This window comes from Myroides sp. TSA_177.3 (assembly GCF_052691955.1).
Window position 1 is genome coordinate 1 of record NZ_JBQZGD010000006.1, and the last position, 15,329, is coordinate 15,329.

At 34.1% G+C, this 15,329-nt stretch carries 14 protein-coding genes and 1 tRNA gene; 7 read left to right on the forward strand and 8 right to left on the reverse strand.

Annotated features, from left to right (window positions below):
* Positions 1 to 495: 495 nt before the first annotated feature.
* Both ACUTSE_RS07595 and ACUTSE_RS07600 read right to left on the reverse strand, forming a co-directional pair.
* Positions 496 to 2,154, reverse strand: coding sequence for a DUF6029 family protein (locus ACUTSE_RS07595; protein WP_445639768.1), 1,659 nt, complete (start codon positions 2,152 to 2,154; stop codon positions 496 to 498).
* 5 nt (positions 2,155 to 2,159) lie between these two features.
* Positions 2,160 to 2,645 carry a TlpA family protein disulfide reductase gene (locus ACUTSE_RS07600; protein ID WP_445639769.1) on the reverse strand — a complete coding sequence of 162 codons (486 nt, stop codon included), beginning with the start codon at positions 2,643 to 2,645 and terminating at the stop codon, positions 2,160 to 2,162.
* Between the two features lie 114 nt (positions 2,646 to 2,759).
* On the opposite strand from ACUTSE_RS07600, the gene ACUTSE_RS07605 reads away from it, so the two are divergent.
* Positions 2,760 to 3,887 carry an Omp28-related outer membrane protein gene (locus ACUTSE_RS07605; protein ID WP_445639770.1) on the forward strand — a complete coding sequence of 376 codons (1,128 nt, stop codon included), beginning with the start codon at positions 2,760 to 2,762 and terminating at the stop codon, positions 3,885 to 3,887.
* A 43-nt stretch (positions 3,888 to 3,930) separates the two neighbouring features.
* Here the strand turns inward: ACUTSE_RS07605 and ACUTSE_RS07610 are convergent.
* Both ACUTSE_RS07610 and rseP read right to left on the reverse strand, forming a co-directional pair.
* Positions 3,931 to 4,004 (reverse strand) — tRNA-Asn (locus ACUTSE_RS07610).
* Positions 4,005 to 4,080: 76 nt separating this feature from the next.
* Positions 4,081 to 5,433 (reverse strand): RIP metalloprotease RseP, encoded by a 1,353-nt coding sequence (gene rseP, locus ACUTSE_RS07615; protein ID WP_445639771.1) that lies wholly within the window; start codon positions 5,431 to 5,433, stop codon positions 4,081 to 4,083.
* A 338-nt stretch (positions 5,434 to 5,771) separates the two neighbouring features.
* Between rseP and serS the strand changes: the two genes are divergently transcribed.
* The 5 genes from serS to ACUTSE_RS07640 all read left to right on the forward strand — a co-directional run bounded on the left by serS (position 5,772) and on the right by ACUTSE_RS07640 (position 10,540).
* Positions 5,772 to 7,043 carry a serine--tRNA ligase gene (gene serS, locus ACUTSE_RS07620; protein WP_445639772.1) on the forward strand — a complete coding sequence of 424 codons (1,272 nt, stop codon included), beginning with the start codon at positions 5,772 to 5,774 and terminating at the stop codon, positions 7,041 to 7,043.
* 94 nt (positions 7,044 to 7,137) lie between these two features.
* Complete coding sequence (locus ACUTSE_RS07625; RefSeq protein ID WP_002988281.1) at positions 7,138 to 7,449, forward strand: DUF4286 family protein; 312 nt, start codon at positions 7,138 to 7,140, stop codon at positions 7,447 to 7,449.
* Between the two features lie 11 nt (positions 7,450 to 7,460).
* Positions 7,461 to 8,249 (forward strand): 16S rRNA (adenine(1518)-N(6)/adenine(1519)-N(6))-dimethyltransferase RsmA, encoded by a 789-nt coding sequence (gene rsmA, locus ACUTSE_RS07630; protein ID WP_445639773.1) that lies wholly within the window; start codon positions 7,461 to 7,463, stop codon positions 8,247 to 8,249.
* Complete coding sequence (gene mgtE, locus ACUTSE_RS07635; protein WP_445639774.1) at positions 8,230 to 9,582, forward strand: magnesium transporter; 1,353 nt, start codon at positions 8,230 to 8,232, stop codon at positions 9,580 to 9,582. Before rsmA ends, mgtE begins: the two co-directional genes overlap by 20 nt.
* A gap of 10 nt (positions 9,583 to 9,592) precedes the next feature.
* Positions 9,593 to 10,540: a 2-hydroxyacid dehydrogenase gene (locus ACUTSE_RS07640; RefSeq protein WP_445639775.1), complete on the forward strand. Its 948-nt coding sequence runs from the start codon at positions 9,593 to 9,595 to the stop codon at positions 10,538 to 10,540.
* A gap of 55 nt (positions 10,541 to 10,595) precedes the next feature.
* On the opposite strand, the gene ACUTSE_RS07645 is transcribed toward ACUTSE_RS07640, so the two are convergent.
* The 4 genes from ACUTSE_RS07645 to ACUTSE_RS07660 form a co-directional block, all read right to left on the reverse strand.
* Positions 10,596 to 11,003 carry a hypothetical protein gene (locus ACUTSE_RS07645; protein WP_445639776.1) on the reverse strand — a complete coding sequence of 136 codons (408 nt, stop codon included), beginning with the start codon at positions 11,001 to 11,003 and terminating at the stop codon, positions 10,596 to 10,598.
* A 32-nt stretch (positions 11,004 to 11,035) separates the two neighbouring features.
* Positions 11,036 to 11,479: a hypothetical protein gene (locus ACUTSE_RS07650; protein WP_445639777.1), complete on the reverse strand. Its 444-nt coding sequence runs from the start codon at positions 11,477 to 11,479 to the stop codon at positions 11,036 to 11,038.
* A gap of 188 nt (positions 11,480 to 11,667) precedes the next feature.
* Positions 11,668 to 12,051 (reverse strand): hypothetical protein, encoded by a 384-nt coding sequence (locus tag ACUTSE_RS07655; RefSeq protein ID WP_445639778.1) that lies wholly within the window; start codon positions 12,049 to 12,051, stop codon positions 11,668 to 11,670.
* 314 nt (positions 12,052 to 12,365) lie between these two features.
* Positions 12,366 to 14,189 carry a GNAT family N-acyltransferase gene (locus tag ACUTSE_RS07660; protein WP_002988300.1) on the reverse strand — a complete coding sequence of 608 codons (1,824 nt, stop codon included), beginning with the start codon at positions 14,187 to 14,189 and terminating at the stop codon, positions 12,366 to 12,368.
* Between the two features lie 368 nt (positions 14,190 to 14,557).
* Here ACUTSE_RS07660 and ACUTSE_RS07665 point away from each other — a divergent pair, with 368 nt between their 5' ends.
* The gene (locus ACUTSE_RS07665; RefSeq protein ID WP_002988301.1) at positions 14,558 to 15,325 is read left to right on the forward strand and encodes an exodeoxyribonuclease III; all 768 of its coding nucleotides are present in this window, start codon (positions 14,558 to 14,560) and stop codon (positions 15,323 to 15,325) included.
* Positions 15,326 to 15,329 lie beyond the last annotated feature (4 nt).

Sequence of the window (15,329 nt, forward strand, 5' to 3'; positions counted from 1 at the left end):
TAAGTCTTTTCTTCTGCTTTTCTATGAACGTCTGCTTGTTTAATGCGGATGCAAAAGTAGCACCTTTTTCACCACTTCCAAACTTTACGCAACCTTTTTTTAAAAGTATTTTCGATAATTGTCGCAACTACCTATTATCATACACGTTACAACTCAAAGTTTTTTTTGACTTTTTCATGGATTAGGATCGTGTGAAGCCGTGATGCTGCTTTTTCGCCTTTTTGTAAGGGGCGTTTTTGAGGAATGCATCAAGCAAAAGAAGGGTTTCTTTTGAAAAAGGTGGTTCGAACATAGGGGCACATTGCCATGTGCCCGTACGGGCGGGGGAAAGATATTTTTGGTTTTGATGCTCTCCTTATATATATAGGTAGGGGCACATGGCCATGTGCACCTCTAAAAAGAAAAGATTCTTCAAAAAATAAAAGCACAAAAAAAGGAGAGCTGTGCTCTCCTTTTTATACAAAAACAAAATAATAATTCTAAAATTCTAAAATCTTAAAATGATGTTGTGATACCAAATGTCAATCCAGCAGCCTCAGTCACGTAACGACATACCCCACCTACGCATAATAGTCCTCCACGTTGTCTACCATAACTTGCTGAAACGCGCGTTGTTCCTTTTGTAAAACTAGCTCCTGCATTATAGTAATGGATACGTGCATCTTTATCGTCATTACCATAATTATACATATCGTTCACAAAAACAGCCCAATTCGCATTGTAAGCAAACTCCAATGTTCCACCTACCCAATTTTTTTTATCTTCTTTTGTCCATAAATGTTGAGCTTCTAAGCGGACTGATTTATCACCCATAAATTGATACGTTGATTCAAACGCCAAAATATTTATCTTATAGCTATCTACTCCTACTTTATCTTCTAAAACTTTAGGACTGTAGTATTGATTTAAAAACATAAAAATAGAAGACCAATCACTAGACCATTTTTTTCGCACTTCAAGACCTAAATCAGAATAACTTTTTTCTCCAAACCCCAGAAACTCACTTTTCGTTCCAGATTTGTCAGATTTTTGAGTATTCTTCACACTAGCCCAATACGCACCATTCACAACAACATTAGTTCCATATTCTCCACCTAACAAACTTCCTTTAGGAAACTCATAATAAAAATCAAATTGTCCACCAATCTCACCTAGCTTACCCTGCATTTCCATATCGAAATTAGGTTGTGCTTGATACACATAAATATTTTGTAAAGAATAGTCATACTGTTTAGTAAGTCCTGGAATATAATTCAAAGTTCCTTTAAAATAATCATTCCCAGCTAAATCTCTTTGAGAATAAAAACTCATATTTTCCATTCTTCTCATATTGACATCAATAGCCATTCCTTTTTTAGCATATCCCGTATTAATCAAGATAGCATTCCCAGCTTGAAGAACTCCAGGTTTAACACGCTGTATCTCTACTAATGCATCTTTATCTTTATAAATATATTCTGCACCAACATAAAAACCTCCTTTTCCAAAATTCATTCTTCCACTAAAACCATTTGTTAACTTATCTAGATCTTTATTGTATAATCTAGTATTTTCAAATCGTCCTAAATAACTAAATCCTGCAGACCACTCAAAATCAGAATTATCTGTCAATCCTGCCAAGTCAACATTAATATCACCTCCTAATATAAACGAATTAGCCAAGTCAAACCCCATTCCAACACGCTGTTTTCCTCCTAACAAAGTTACATCAACATGATCCAAAAAAGAATATTTCGCATTCAATCCCAGAATAGCATTATTAATTCCTAATTGACGATCTTCCCATGAACGAAATAGCAACCCACTTCCAAACTGATCATAAAAATGCCCAGCTGTAATATCCAATCCTAATTCTCTATTATTATATCGTGCATAAAGCGTTCCGATATCAAACCCTTTATAATCTGGAGAATAATTCAATATTGCTTTAGGTTCATAGCCTTCTACTTGAGCTCCAAAGCTCCAATTTTTCCAATCGTAATCAACTTTTAAATAAGAATTCGATCTAAAACGATCTTCCGCCTCTTTTTCGTCGATTTTAATTTTTTTATCATCCACATACCATTGTGAATTATTTTCAAAACCAACACGTACTTGCGCTTTAGCACCTATAAATAGGAATAACCCACAAATTGTAAAAAATATCTTTTTCATTTATTCTATTTAACTAAGGCTTTTACCTCTTTAATCAATTGTTTTTCTACTCCAGGGGTATAACTTGTATGTTTATAAACAATCTTTCCTTTATATACAACGGCTGTAAAAGGTACATTGATTACATTCATTGCTCTTTTTAAATCATGATTTGTATCTAATAGCACAGTATAATCCCATCCTTTTCCATTCACTAATGGTTTTACTCTTTTTACCGATTTTGCATCATCAATAGATACAGCTATTAATTTCACACCCGTTTCTTTTTGCCACTCATCATAAACATCATGTATTGCTGCTAATTCCTTTAAACACGGCCCACACCAAGTTGCCCAAAAACTTACAATAATAGGCTTCTCCTCGCTAGCATAAGAAGAAAAATCAATTTTTTTACCATCCAAATCTGTAAGCGTAACACTAGGTAAATCCTTTTGTTGAGCGCTAACTGCAGAAAAAACAAACAGTAACATAAATGCATAAAACACTTTCATAATTTTTTAGTTTTAGTTGTAAAGTTCAAAAATAAGAAAAAAAACAGATATTTAACTTTTTATTAACCGAAATTTATACATATTTTTACGAAAACAACTTTAACAAATTATTTTATGAAAACAAAAAAAAATTATTTCCTACTTCTAATGCTTACACTAGGAGCAGGTTTATTTACAGCTTCATGTTCTTCAAGTGATGACAATAGTAGTAATGAAGACAATACTCCTCCTCCTCCAGGAAAAAAAGAACTATTTCTTTCTGCGGATGAGACTTCTATTGTTCTAAATACAACTGTTCACTTTATGGCTAAATTTAATGGTGAAGCAATCAAAGACGTTCAGTTTACGGTAAATGAACAAAAGCTAGAAGAAGGTATAAATAGCTATACTTTTACAGAAGTTGGCGATTTTAAAGTGCAAGCTAAGAAATCTACAGGTGAGATCAGTAATACGGTTAACATCTCAGTATTCAAAGATAATGATGAAATTGAAAATGCAACAAAATTCAAACATCGTGTACTTGTTGAAGATTTCACAGGTGCTTGGTGTCAATACTGCCCTCGTGTAGCTTATAAAATTGAACAACTCGAAGCAAATCACCCTGAAGACATTATTGCAATAGCTATTCACAACTCTCAAAGCAGCAATGCAAACAATGGAGGACATGATCCATTCGATTTCTTTAGATCAGAGCGCAATACATTTGAGAGAGAAGTTGGTGTTGGAGGTTATCCATTCGGGATGATTAATAGAAATGACGACTTTGAAGACAACTATGATCAATTTACATCTTATGTTAAAGAATCATCTACAATTGGTATTAAAATAGAGTCAGAAATCTATCAAAATGATGGTATCATTAAAATAGGAATTAAATTTGGTGAACATTATACAAGTGGAGTAAAATATGCTGTATTTATGTTAGAAGATCATCTATTATTTAGACAATCAAATTCAACAAGTTATTATTCACATCTTCAGAGAAATGGTAATTTCTCCTTAGACTTTGAACACAACAATACTTTAGTTGGTATGTTTAATGGATTTAGAGGAACAGAAATTTCATCGTCAATAGCGAAAGAAGGTTCTGAATTTACTAACAACGAAATTTACATGAGACATAAAGCACAAAAAATAGAAAACACAAAAATTGTTGTTATTGTAACAGATATGCAAGGAAAAGTATTAAACGCTGTATCGGCGAAAACAAATACAAAAATGGACTATCAAGTAGTGCGTTAATAAAAACAAAAAAGCCTGACAATTACTTGTCAGGCTTTTTTTGCTCCCCCTCTTGGGCTCGAACCAAGGACCCTCTGATTAACAGTCAGATGCTCTAACCAACTGAGCTAAGGAGGAAGGTATCTTACCTTAAATGCAGTGCAAATATAACATCATTTTTTATTTTTGCAAATACATTCGCTTTATTTTTTATTTACTTGAATATCGCTTTGTAAATATCATTTCCATTTGCAAACAACAGCAACCCTATAAGTATAAAGAAACCAACCATTTGTGCATTTTCCAGGAACTTATCGCTTGGCTTTCTTCCTGTAATCATTTCATATAACAAGAACATTACATGTCCTCCATCTAAAGCTGGAATTGGCAATAAGTTCATTACCCCTAACATGATAGATAAAAGTGCCGTAATATTCCAGAAATACTCCCAACTCCAAACAGAAGGAAAGATATCATAGATTGCTTTGAATCCACCTACTCCTTTATAAGCACCTGTTTCTGGTTTAACAATTTTCTTTAATTGATCAAAGTAACCTCCTACTTTTTCAACCCCTTTTCCTATTCCTACTGTTATAGATTCACCTAATGAATATTTTACCTGACTAATGGTATATAACCCCATTTTTTCAATGGTATCAATAGACAAAACTGGGGCAAAGAAAAGATTTAATTTTCCGTCTTGATCAACTTGTATATCAACCGTCATTTCTTTTCCATCTCTTTCGATTACAGCTGGCACAATCTTGCCTTTATTTTCTGCTAATACAGCTTGTACTTCATCTACAAAAGGTGTATTCACACCGGCAATGCTTTTGATTTGATCTTTCACTTGCAATGCTTTTGCGTTTGTTTGATCTCCTTCTTCATTAAAGGCCACCACTACAAAAGGAACACGTAAAGAAATTAATCCTCCAGCCTTATTTCCTTCACTTATTTGTCCAAGCAAATTAACTGGTAAATCAATATTTTCTTTTACTCCATTGCGTTCAACTTCTACTTGATGTCCCATCATGATAGCGTATCCAACATCATTAAATCGCTCAATTTCCTTTCCATCTACAGCAACAATTTTATCTCCTGTTTTTAATCCTGCTTCTTGTAAGATAGGCGATTGTACCCAAACTCCGTGATCCATATCCTTATTCGAGATATACAAGTCACCATACGCATAAGTCATTCCGATATAGATAATAAAAGCTAAAATGAAATTCACTGTAACTCCACCTAACATAATGATTAAACGTTGCCAAGCGGGTTTTGAACGAAACTCCCAAGGTTGTGGCTCACTTTTCAATTGCTCCGTATCCATACTCTCATCCACCATTCCTGATATTTTCACGTATCCCCCTAAAGGTAACCATCCAATACCATAAACGGTATCACCTATTTTCTTTTTAAACAAAGAAAATTTCACATCAAAGAATAGGTAGAATTTTTCTACGCGAGTTTTAAATAATTTAGCCGGAATAAAATGTCCTAACTCGTGTAAAATAATCAAGAAGGATAAGCTCAATAAGAATTGAGAAAGTTTAATCAATATTTCCATTGTACTAATTTCGTTTCAAATCTGAATAATAAGCAAAAATAAAATTTTAGTTTAACTAACCGCCATTTTTTTATTAAACTATTCTTTTTTAAGCCATCGCTTCTCTTTTTAATCTTCTTTTAGTGGTTTCATCTCACTGTTTATCTCACTTACAGCTTACATTCAGCTGTTACTTATTCTAAATGTTTACTAGGAGATTTACAGCATCTCCTTGTTAAACGTTGTTTTTCTATTCCTTTTAGATCTTTTCATTCTAAGAATTAGGATGAAAAGCAACAAAAAGGCAAATAATAAAAAAGTATTTTCTAACTTTGTTATCTTAAACCATTATTTATAATATGTTACAGATAGCTTTTATTAGAGAGAATCAAGAACAAGTGATTAAAGGCTTGGCGAAAAGAAATCTTGATGTTACGGAAGTGCTAAACGAAGTGCTTGCTTTGGATGAAAAAAGAAGAGCAACACAAGTTGAATTAGACAATGTCTTAGCAGAATCCAACAAGCTATCCAAAAGTATTGGCGAGTTAATGAAGAGTGGAGAAAAAGCTAAAGCAGAACTCATCAAAGAAAAGACATCTAATTTACGTGAGCAAAGTAAGGAATTAACGGAACAGTTAAACCAAGTTTCTACAGCGCTTACGGATCTATTGTATACACTTCCAAATGTACCTACAGCTATTGTTCCTGCAGGAAAAGATGCAGATGACAATATTACGGTTCACCAACATGGAGAAATCCCAACGTTACATGAAGGCGCATTACCTCATTGGGAATTAGCAAAAAAATACGATTTAATTGACTTTGAGTTAGGAAACAAAATCACTGGCGCAGGTTTTCCTGTATATAAAGGTAAAGGGGCTCGTTTACAACGTGCTTTAATCTCTTACTTTTTAGATAAAAATACAGCAGCAGGTTATAAGGAATACCAAGTACCGCATGTAATCAATGAAGCTTCTGGATTTGGAACAGGACAACTACCAGATAAAGAAGGACAGATGTATCATATTGGTGTGGATGATTTATACTTAATTCCAACTGCAGAGGTGCCTATTACGAATATGTTTAGAGATGTGCTTTTACAAGAGAGCGATTTTCCAATCCTTTGTACAGGTTATACACCTTGTTTCCGTAGAGAAGCAGGTTCATATGGTGCACACGTAAGAGGATTAAACCGTTTACATCAATTTGACAAAGTAGAAATCGTACGTATTGAGCATCCTGACAATTCATACCAAGCGTTGGATGGCATGGTAGAACACGTACAAGAATTATTACACGAATTAAAATTACCATACAGAATCTTGAGATTGTGTGGAGGAGACATGGGATTCACTTCTGCATTAACGTATGACTTTGAAGTATTTTCAACGGCACAAGATAGATGGTTGGAGATTAGTTCAGTGTCTAACTTTGAAACGTTTCAAGCAAATCGTTTGAAATTGCGTTTTAAAGATAAGAGCGGAAAAAGCCAATTGGCTCATACATTAAATGGTAGTTCATTAGCATTACCGCGTGTATTAGCTGGTATTTTAGAGAATTATCAAACTCCTGAGGGCATTGTGATACCTGAGGTCTTAAGACCGTACACAGGATTTGATATTATTGATTAATTTTACACGACTCGTATAAGTATATGAAAAGCACCAAATCCTAAAAAGACATTTGGTGCTTTTTTTATCTTTGCATAACTCAAATTCAAACTAGATGATTATTTACAATATCACGATAAACATTCACGAAAGTGTACACGATGAGTGGATGGCATGGACCAAAGAATTTTATATTCCGGGTATCTTAAACACAAAGAAATTTAATAAAGCTCGAATGGTAAAGGTTTTAGTAGACGAGGATATGGGCGGGATTACCTATTCTATTCAATTCGAAACAGCAAGTGCTGATCTATTACAACAATATTACAACGAAGAGCATGATTTATTTGAAATGGAATCGCGCAAGAAGTTTGGCGATATGATGCTTACTTTTAAAACAGAATTAGAGCTTATAAGCGAATACTAAACCGAGAATTAATGGACAAAGTTAGAGCAAAAAAACACCTGGGACAGCACTTTTTAACGGATGAAAATGTTGCGAAGCGAATTGCCGATACGCTTACCTTAGAAGGGTATAACAAGGTATTGGAGATTGGTCCTGGAATGGGTGTATTGACCAAATATATTTTGGAAAAACCCATCGAAACCTTTGTCGTAGAAATCGACACAGAGTCTGTGGATTACTTACACAAGCATTATCCCAAACTTCATGGTCACATTTTTGCACAAGATTTCCTAAAATTCAACATTGTACAAGCTTTCAATCAAGAGCCTTTTACTGTTATCGGAAACTTTCCGTACAACATTTCAAGTCAAATTGTATTTCGCGTTTTAGAACTTCGCGATTTTGTTCCAGAATTTTCAGGAATGTTCCAAAAAGAGGTAGCAGAACGCATCTGCGAAAAGAAAGGGAGTAAAACCTATGGGATCCTCTCTGTGTTGACACAAGCCTTTTATGATACGGAATATTTATTTACCGTATCTGAACATGTGTTCAATCCTCCTCCCAAAGTAAAATCAGGAGTGATGCGCATGCGTAGAAAAGAGAATTACACCCTACCTTGCAATGAAAAACTATTCTTTACTGTAGTAAAGACGGCTTTCAATCAACGTCGAAAAACCTTGAGAAATAGCTTAAAAAGTTTTGGTTTACCAGATGAAATTAGAGAAGAAGCTATTTTCAACATGCGTCCAGAACAATTAGGTGTGGAAGAATTTATTGATCTTACAAAAAAAATAGAAATACATGGAGTTCAAAATCAGTGATGAAACTATTTTACAAATCGAAGACCTTATTGCTACAGGTAGAGAAGCTGAATTACTAGCGTTTCTTAAGGATATCCACGCTGTGGATATAGCAGAAATCATGAATGAACTTCACTCAGAGGAAGCCATTTATATCTTCGATATATTAGATAGTGAAGTTACTGCAGAGATATTACTTAATTTAGATGATGATTTACGAGAAAAGATTTTAAAAAGTCTTTCTCCTAAAGAAATTGCCGAAGAGCTTGATGAACTAGATACCGATGATGCCGCTGATATCATCGCAGAATTATCGGAAAAGAGAAAAGAAGAAGTTCTCTTAGAGCTAGAAGATTTAGAACACGCCAAAGACATTGTCGAATTATTGCGCTATGACGAAGATACGGCAGGAGGATTAATGGCAAAAGAGTTTGTATCGGTCAATGAAAATTGGTCTATATTAACTTGTGTCAAAGAAATGCGCAAACAAGCGGAGCACGTTTCCCGTGTCCATTCAATCTACGTTGTGGATGATGAAGGCCGTTTAAAAGGACGTCTATCACTAAAAGACTTACTAACGTCTTCTACAACGACACACATTAGTGATGTTTATATTCCTAAAGTAGACTATGTCAAAGTAGATACGGAAGATACAGAAGTAGCGCGTATTATGCAGAAATACGATTTAGAAGCTATTCCTGTAGTGGATGAAATGGGGCGATTAGTAGGAAGAATTACAATTGATGATATTGTTGATGTTATTAAAGATGAAGCAGACAAAGATTATCAGTTGGCTGCGGGTATTTCACAAGACGTTGATACCAATGACAGTATCTTAACCTTAACTAAAGCAAGATTACCTTGGTTAATTCTCGCCATGATCGGTGGTTTTGTAGCAGTAAATGTATCGCGAAGCTTTGAAGATGCCATGGAGAGGTTTGGTGTACTTTTCTTTTTCACTCCATTAATTGCCGCTATGGCTGGAAATGTAGGTGTTCAATCTTCTGCCATTATTGTTCAAGGACTTGCAAATAATACAATCTCCGGGTCCATTTGGAAGCGCTTAGGTAAAGAAGTATCCTTAAGTTTATTAAATGGCTTCTTATTGGCTATTTTATTGATGATTGGGAGTCACGTACTACTAGGTGTGGATTATATTATTGGAGTTACAGTATCCATTGCCTTAATCAGCGTAATTATCATTGCTAGTTTGATTGGTACTTTTGTACCCATTCTATTAAATAAGTATGGCGTCGATCCAGCTTTGGCTACGGGTCCTTTTATTACCACAAGTAATGATATTTTCGGTATTTTAATTTATTTTTCCATTGCCAAAGTCATTCTTGGCTTCTAAATTTCACAACATGGAAGCAAAAAAAGTATTACACCTAGATAGTAATCACCCTTTGATGATAGAACAACTCACTCAAATGGGATATACCAATGTAGAAGATTACACATCGAGTAAAGAAACCATAGAAAACACAATACACGAATACGAAGGTATTATTATACGCAGTCGATTTAAAATTGACCAGGCTTTCTTAGAAAAAGCGACACAACTTAAATTTATTGGTCGTGTTGGTGCGGGCTTAGAAAACATTGACTGCGACTTTGCAGTATCGAAAGGAATTGCTTTGATTGCAGCACCAGAAGGCAATCAAACAGCTGTCGGAGAACATGCCTTGGGTATGTTATTGACATTATTCAACAAATTAAACCTTGTTGATCAAGAAGTAAGAGCTGGTATTTGGATTCGCGAAGGCAATAGAGGCCATGAAATTGAAGGAAAAACAGTTGGAATTATTGGATATGGCCATATGGGAAATGCTTTTGCTAAACGTTTACAAGGCTTTAATTGCGAAGTTATTTTTCACGATATCCAGGACAACTTATCCAATCAATATGCCACGCAAGTTTCTTTAGCCACCTTACAACAAAAAGCAGACATCATCAGCTTACATATTCCACAAACACCAGAAACAATTAACCTCATTGATCAATCTTTTATTGAGCAGATGGCTAAACCTTTTTGGTTAATTAATACCGCACGTGGTAAATCTGTACATACTGCTGATTTAGTTGCTGCATTAGAAAATGGAAAAGTACGAGGAGCTGCCTTAGATGTGCTAGAGTATGAAAAATCTTCCTTTGAGCATATGTTTGCTGACGAAACACTACCTCAACCGATGCAATACTTGATTCAATCAGAAAAAGTCTTACTATCCCCTCATATTGCAGGCTGGACCTTTGAGAGTAAAGAGAAACTAGCTCAAGTAATCATCGATAAGATTCGATTAAATTTTAGTTAATCGAAAGTATAACATATAAAAAAAGGTACCTCATGAGGTACCTTTTTTTATATGTTTATTTTTTCTTACCCGCTTGAATCACTACTGTAGCATTTAATGATTCTCCCAAAGCAAATGCTTCTTCAACTATTTCACCATCTAAGGTAACTTTAATCTCCATTTTTGACTCCTTACTACCTCCTAAACCTTGTGCAGTAAAACTTATTTTTTGCTGTTCTGTTTTATGATATATTTTAGACCATGTTGTCTCCTTCAGGTCATCAATGATATCATTTTTTACATTCTTGCCATCATAAACTACTCCCATGATTTTATTAATGGTAGCATCTTCTGTTACCGTAACTGTCACCAAGTATTCTTTTCCTTCTGGAACCACTACTGATGCACTATCATCTGAGCTGCAACTTGAAATTCCAGTACCAAGAACAACAGCCAACAGCATAAATTTTATTTTTCTGAACATATGGTTTATTTTTCATTAAATTTTTTAATGAACTAAAAATTCATTTCTAAATATAAGTCTTTCCCTTTTACTTCTTTCTCTTTCAAGACAATACCATCTTTACCAGTTACTGTAATAGTCAACTTAGAAGATGTACTTGCACCCACACCATTCGCTTCAATACTTACACGTTCAGCAACAGTAAGCGTATACGATCTTTCCCATTGTGTTATTTTCGGCTCTTGCCCTTGTTCCCCTTCTTCATCCTCATCTACTACAGGAGCAGGTTCAATAAATTTTTCTTCCGTTATCTGAACACCATCATAGTAATATGCCGTAATCTGTTCCATTTCAACATCATCGGTAATTTCTATTAACACATTGTATTGTTTCTTATCTAATTTAAGTACAGGATTGCCATCATCTGAACTACATGCAGATAGTCCTAATGCAATAATTGCACAGACTACAATAAACTTAACTTTTCTGAACATCATTTTTACTTTTATTTAACAATTCAAAAATAGGATTTTTTTTGTCTTATTCAAAAGTTTAACTACTCATTTTAAGTACCTGAACGTTAAAGTGTAGGGTAGATAAAATTCCGCAAGTGCCTTTGACAATCAAACCATTCGTTTTTATTTCAACAAAAGTTGAAACTAAATGGCTCCAAGTAAACTTTTACTTAAAAGATAACTTCTCCGTAAAGTGATTTTCCTTTCACTACAAACTCAGCTTCTTTAATAATATTTTGGCTCTTTTTTACACGAATTTGAAGTTTAGATTCTTCATTTTCACTTGAAGCGAATACCATAACAGTAATTTTTTGTTTTACTGTTTTCTTGAAGTCTTTTGTCCATTCTCTTTTACCCTCAAACTTGTCTTTAATGAATGTACTAACTTCTTTTCCTTCAATTGTAGCCACTTCAATACGTTGAAATTCTACATCCCTTGTTCCGGCAACCTCTACCACATACTCCTCATTCGAAACTCGATATCCTGATCCAGATTTTTTAGTGGAGGTGGAACTATCATCAGAACTACAAGCTGAAGCACTTATAGCTATCATTGCGCAAACTAAAAAAAACTTAACTTTTCTGAACATTGTTTTTTACTTTTATTTAACAACTCAAAAGTATACGTTTTTTTGAATTATACAAAAAATACTGAATTTTTTATTTACAAAAACAATTATAATCAACAAAAACAAAAGGATAAGCAATTAAATTATCAAATAAAAACACAAAAAACATATTCCAAAGCAATATGTCTTTTTATTTTCATCAAATCACAAAGTGTTTAGGACGGATTTTCACATTCAAAAGACGAAACTTTAGAGTTAAAAAAAAGGATGTCGTTAAGAGACATCCTTTTTTTTTAAACTTAATTATATTTATTCGCTTCTTCTTGTATTTTTCGTTCAAGTTCTGCTTCAAACTCTTCCATCACAGGCTTTACCGTACTTTCTGGTAAATCGGCAATTTTGATATACATTAATCCATCTATTGCATTATTGAATAAAGGATCCACATTGAATGCAATTACTTTTGCATTTTGCTTGATGTACTTCTTAATCAATACAGGCACTCTCAACTTTGCAGGCTCAACATCTTCGATAATCTTATCAAATTTATTTAAATCTGATTCCGTTTCATTAAAAATCAAATCCTTATCAGCATCTTTTAAGTTTACCTTATATTCCATCTTAGGTGTAACATATTGTGCAATAAAAGGATCAAAATAATGCGAGCGCATGAATTCAATCATCAACGACTTAGAAAAATCAGAAAATTGATTACTGATACTCACCCCTCCGATTAAATACTGATGTTCTGGAAAACGCAAAGTAGTATGCACAATTCCCTTCCAAAGAAGAAACAAAGGCATTGGCTTTTGCTGATATTCTTTGACAATAAACGCGCGTCCCATTTCAATTGATTGAGCCATCATCGGGTAAAGTTCTGATTCAAAACGAAACAATTCGTTCAAATAAAACCCGTTAATCCCATATTTCTTGTAGATCTCTGATCCCAATCCCATGCGATACGCTCCACATATTTGTTCTGCTTCGCTATCCCATAAGAACATGTGATGATAATACTTATCATATTGATCTAAATCTAGCTCATTATTAGTCCCTTCTCCTACTTCGCGAAACGTAACCTCTCGAAGTCGACCAAGCTCTAATAATATTGTTGGAATCAAATCAGATTTACACAAGAACACTTCATAATTTTTGCTTTGCAGCAATCGAAAGTCTTTTTCACGTAAAACTTCTATTTCTTGTTTGATTCTATCTAGGGGTTGTGGAGGGACAATGTCCTTTACCATCTTTGGAAATTTAAAATTAAAAGACGGAACTTTAATCCACTTTTGGGAGTCTTCGTCTTTATAAGCGTTAGATAACAAATACGTTTTAAAACGCAAAAAGTTACCATAATCACTTAAATCATAATGTTCATTTTGTTCCTCAACCGATATTGGACGACCGATGCGAATCTTGATTACGCGATCTTTTTGTGTCAATAGCTCTGAAGGCAACTTCGCTGTACGCAAAGTTGGATTAATCTGCGATAAAAAGTAAAATAATTTACTGTTTTTCGCATGAAAATAAATAGGTACTACAGGTACATTCGCTTTTTTAATCAGCTTAATAGCTCCCTCTTCCCACGGTTTATCAACCACCAATCGATCATCCTTATAAGTAGATACCTCACCCGCAGGGAATATCCCTAGTGGTTTACCATCACTTAAATGTCGTAATGTATCTTTTAACCCCAATACACTTGACTTTACGTCCTTGTTATTCTCAAATGGATTAACAGGCATAATATAAGGTTTCAAAGGCTCAATACGATGCAATAAAAAGTTGGCAATAATCTTAAAATTAGGATCATGCTCCAACATTAATTTTAGAAGTAAAATTCCATCAATTCCACCCAATGGATGATTAGAAATGGTAATATACGGTCCTTTTTTAGGCAATCGTTTTAATTCCTCTGGATCTATTTGAAATTCAATCTGAAACTCTTCTAGAATAGAATTTAAAAACTCTAATTCTTCTAAATGTTTATTTCTATCGTAAATCTTATTTAATGTGGTAACCTTAAGCGTCTTCATAAGCAACCACCCCGTAAAAGTACCCAAGATACCATACTTGTCCACGTTTATCGCCTTCGCTACTTCCTTAGCTGTTACTAACCCCATCAATTTGAAAATTTAAGTAAGACAAATATACTAAAATCTTTAGGTAATCTATTTTATTTTATCATCCTCGACTGCATATCCCTAGCATTGTCAAAGATATTGACCTAAATAACTGATTAAAAAAAAGATATATGCTGTAAAAATTATTTATTCTTCTTTACTATCATCTCATACAAATATTTCATTTTTTATCTTTTTTAACTATAAATACAGTAAAACCCAACCTAAACAATGAACAAGAAGACTGGTTCTATGTTGAACAAGTTTAGAATGCTAATTAAAAATTAAAAACGCAACTCTCCTTTTCTTTTCACGCATCGGAATGTTTATTTTTTCTACTTTTGATTTTCATACAAAAACCAGGCATAATGAAAAAAATTATATCCTATAATGTAAATGGAATTCGTGCAGCAATCAAAAAAGGGCTTTTAGAATGGATGCAAGAAGAGAATGCTGATATCATTTGCTTACAGGAAACCAAAGCGAAAGAAGATCAAGTTCCAACAGATGAAATTACTTTAGCAGGGTATCCTTATCAATACTATTTTTCTGCTCAAAAAGCGGGATATAGTGGTGTAGCTATTTTTTGCAAGGAAAAACCCAACCATATTACGTATGGAACAGGTATTGACTACATGGATTTTGAAGGAAGAAACCTACGTGTAGATTTTGATACATTCTCTGTCATGTCTCTGTACTTACCTTCTGCCTCTAATATTGATCGACTAGATTTCAAATACCAGTACATGGACGATTTCTTTACCTATATTACGGAGCTTAAAAAAGAAATTCCCAACTTAATTATCTGTGGTGATTACAACATCTGTCACAAAGCCATTGATATCCACGATCCAATTCGCAATGCAAAAGTTTCGGGATTCTTACCTGAAGAAAGAGCTTGGGTAGATAAATTTGTTGATCACGGATTTATTGACAGTTTCCGTGTGTTTCATACAGAACCTCATCAATATAGCTGGTGGACGTACCGTGCAAATGCGAGAAACAACAACAAGGGATGGAGAATCGACTACAATATGGTTGCAGAACCGATGAAAGACCGAATTCTAGGGGCTTCTATATTGCAAGAGGTAAAACACTCCGATCATTGCCCTATTGTCGTAGAAATTAAAGCTTAAACTC

Coding starts and splice junctions, on each gene's coding strand:
- ACUTSE_RS07595 (WP_445639768.1), bottom strand. CDS start 2,154: ATGAAAAAGATATTTTTTACAATTTGTGGGTTATTCCTATTTATAGGT.
- ACUTSE_RS07600 (WP_445639769.1), bottom strand. CDS start 2,645: ATGAAAGTGTTTTATGCATTTATGTTACTGTTTGTTTTTTCTGCAGTT.
- ACUTSE_RS07605 (WP_445639770.1), top strand. CDS start 2,760: ATGAAAACAAAAAAAAATTATTTCCTACTTCTAATGCTTACACTAGGA.
- rseP (WP_445639771.1), bottom strand. CDS start 5,433: ATGGAAATATTGATTAAACTTTCTCAATTCTTATTGAGCTTATCCTTC.
- serS (WP_445639772.1), top strand. CDS start 5,772: ATGTTACAGATAGCTTTTATTAGAGAGAATCAAGAACAAGTGATTAAA.
- ACUTSE_RS07625 (WP_002988281.1), top strand. CDS start 7,138: ATGATTATTTACAATATCACGATAAACATTCACGAAAGTGTACACGAT.
- rsmA (WP_445639773.1), top strand. CDS start 7,461: ATGGACAAAGTTAGAGCAAAAAAACACCTGGGACAGCACTTTTTAACG.
- mgtE (WP_445639774.1), top strand. CDS start 8,230: ATGGAGTTCAAAATCAGTGATGAAACTATTTTACAAATCGAAGACCTT.
- ACUTSE_RS07640 (WP_445639775.1), top strand. CDS start 9,593: ATGGAAGCAAAAAAAGTATTACACCTAGATAGTAATCACCCTTTGATG.
- ACUTSE_RS07645 (WP_445639776.1), bottom strand. CDS start 11,003: ATGTTCAGAAAAATAAAATTTATGCTGTTGGCTGTTGTTCTTGGTACT.
- ACUTSE_RS07650 (WP_445639777.1), bottom strand. CDS start 11,479: ATGATGTTCAGAAAAGTTAAGTTTATTGTAGTCTGTGCAATTATTGCA.
- ACUTSE_RS07655 (WP_445639778.1), bottom strand. CDS start 12,051: ATGATAGCTATAAGTGCTTCAGCTTGTAGTTCTGATGATAGTTCCACC.
- ACUTSE_RS07660 (WP_002988300.1), bottom strand. CDS start 14,189: ATGGGGTTAGTAACAGCTAAGGAAGTAGCGAAGGCGATAAACGTGGAC.
- ACUTSE_RS07665 (WP_002988301.1), top strand. CDS start 14,558: ATGAAAAAAATTATATCCTATAATGTAAATGGAATTCGTGCAGCAATC.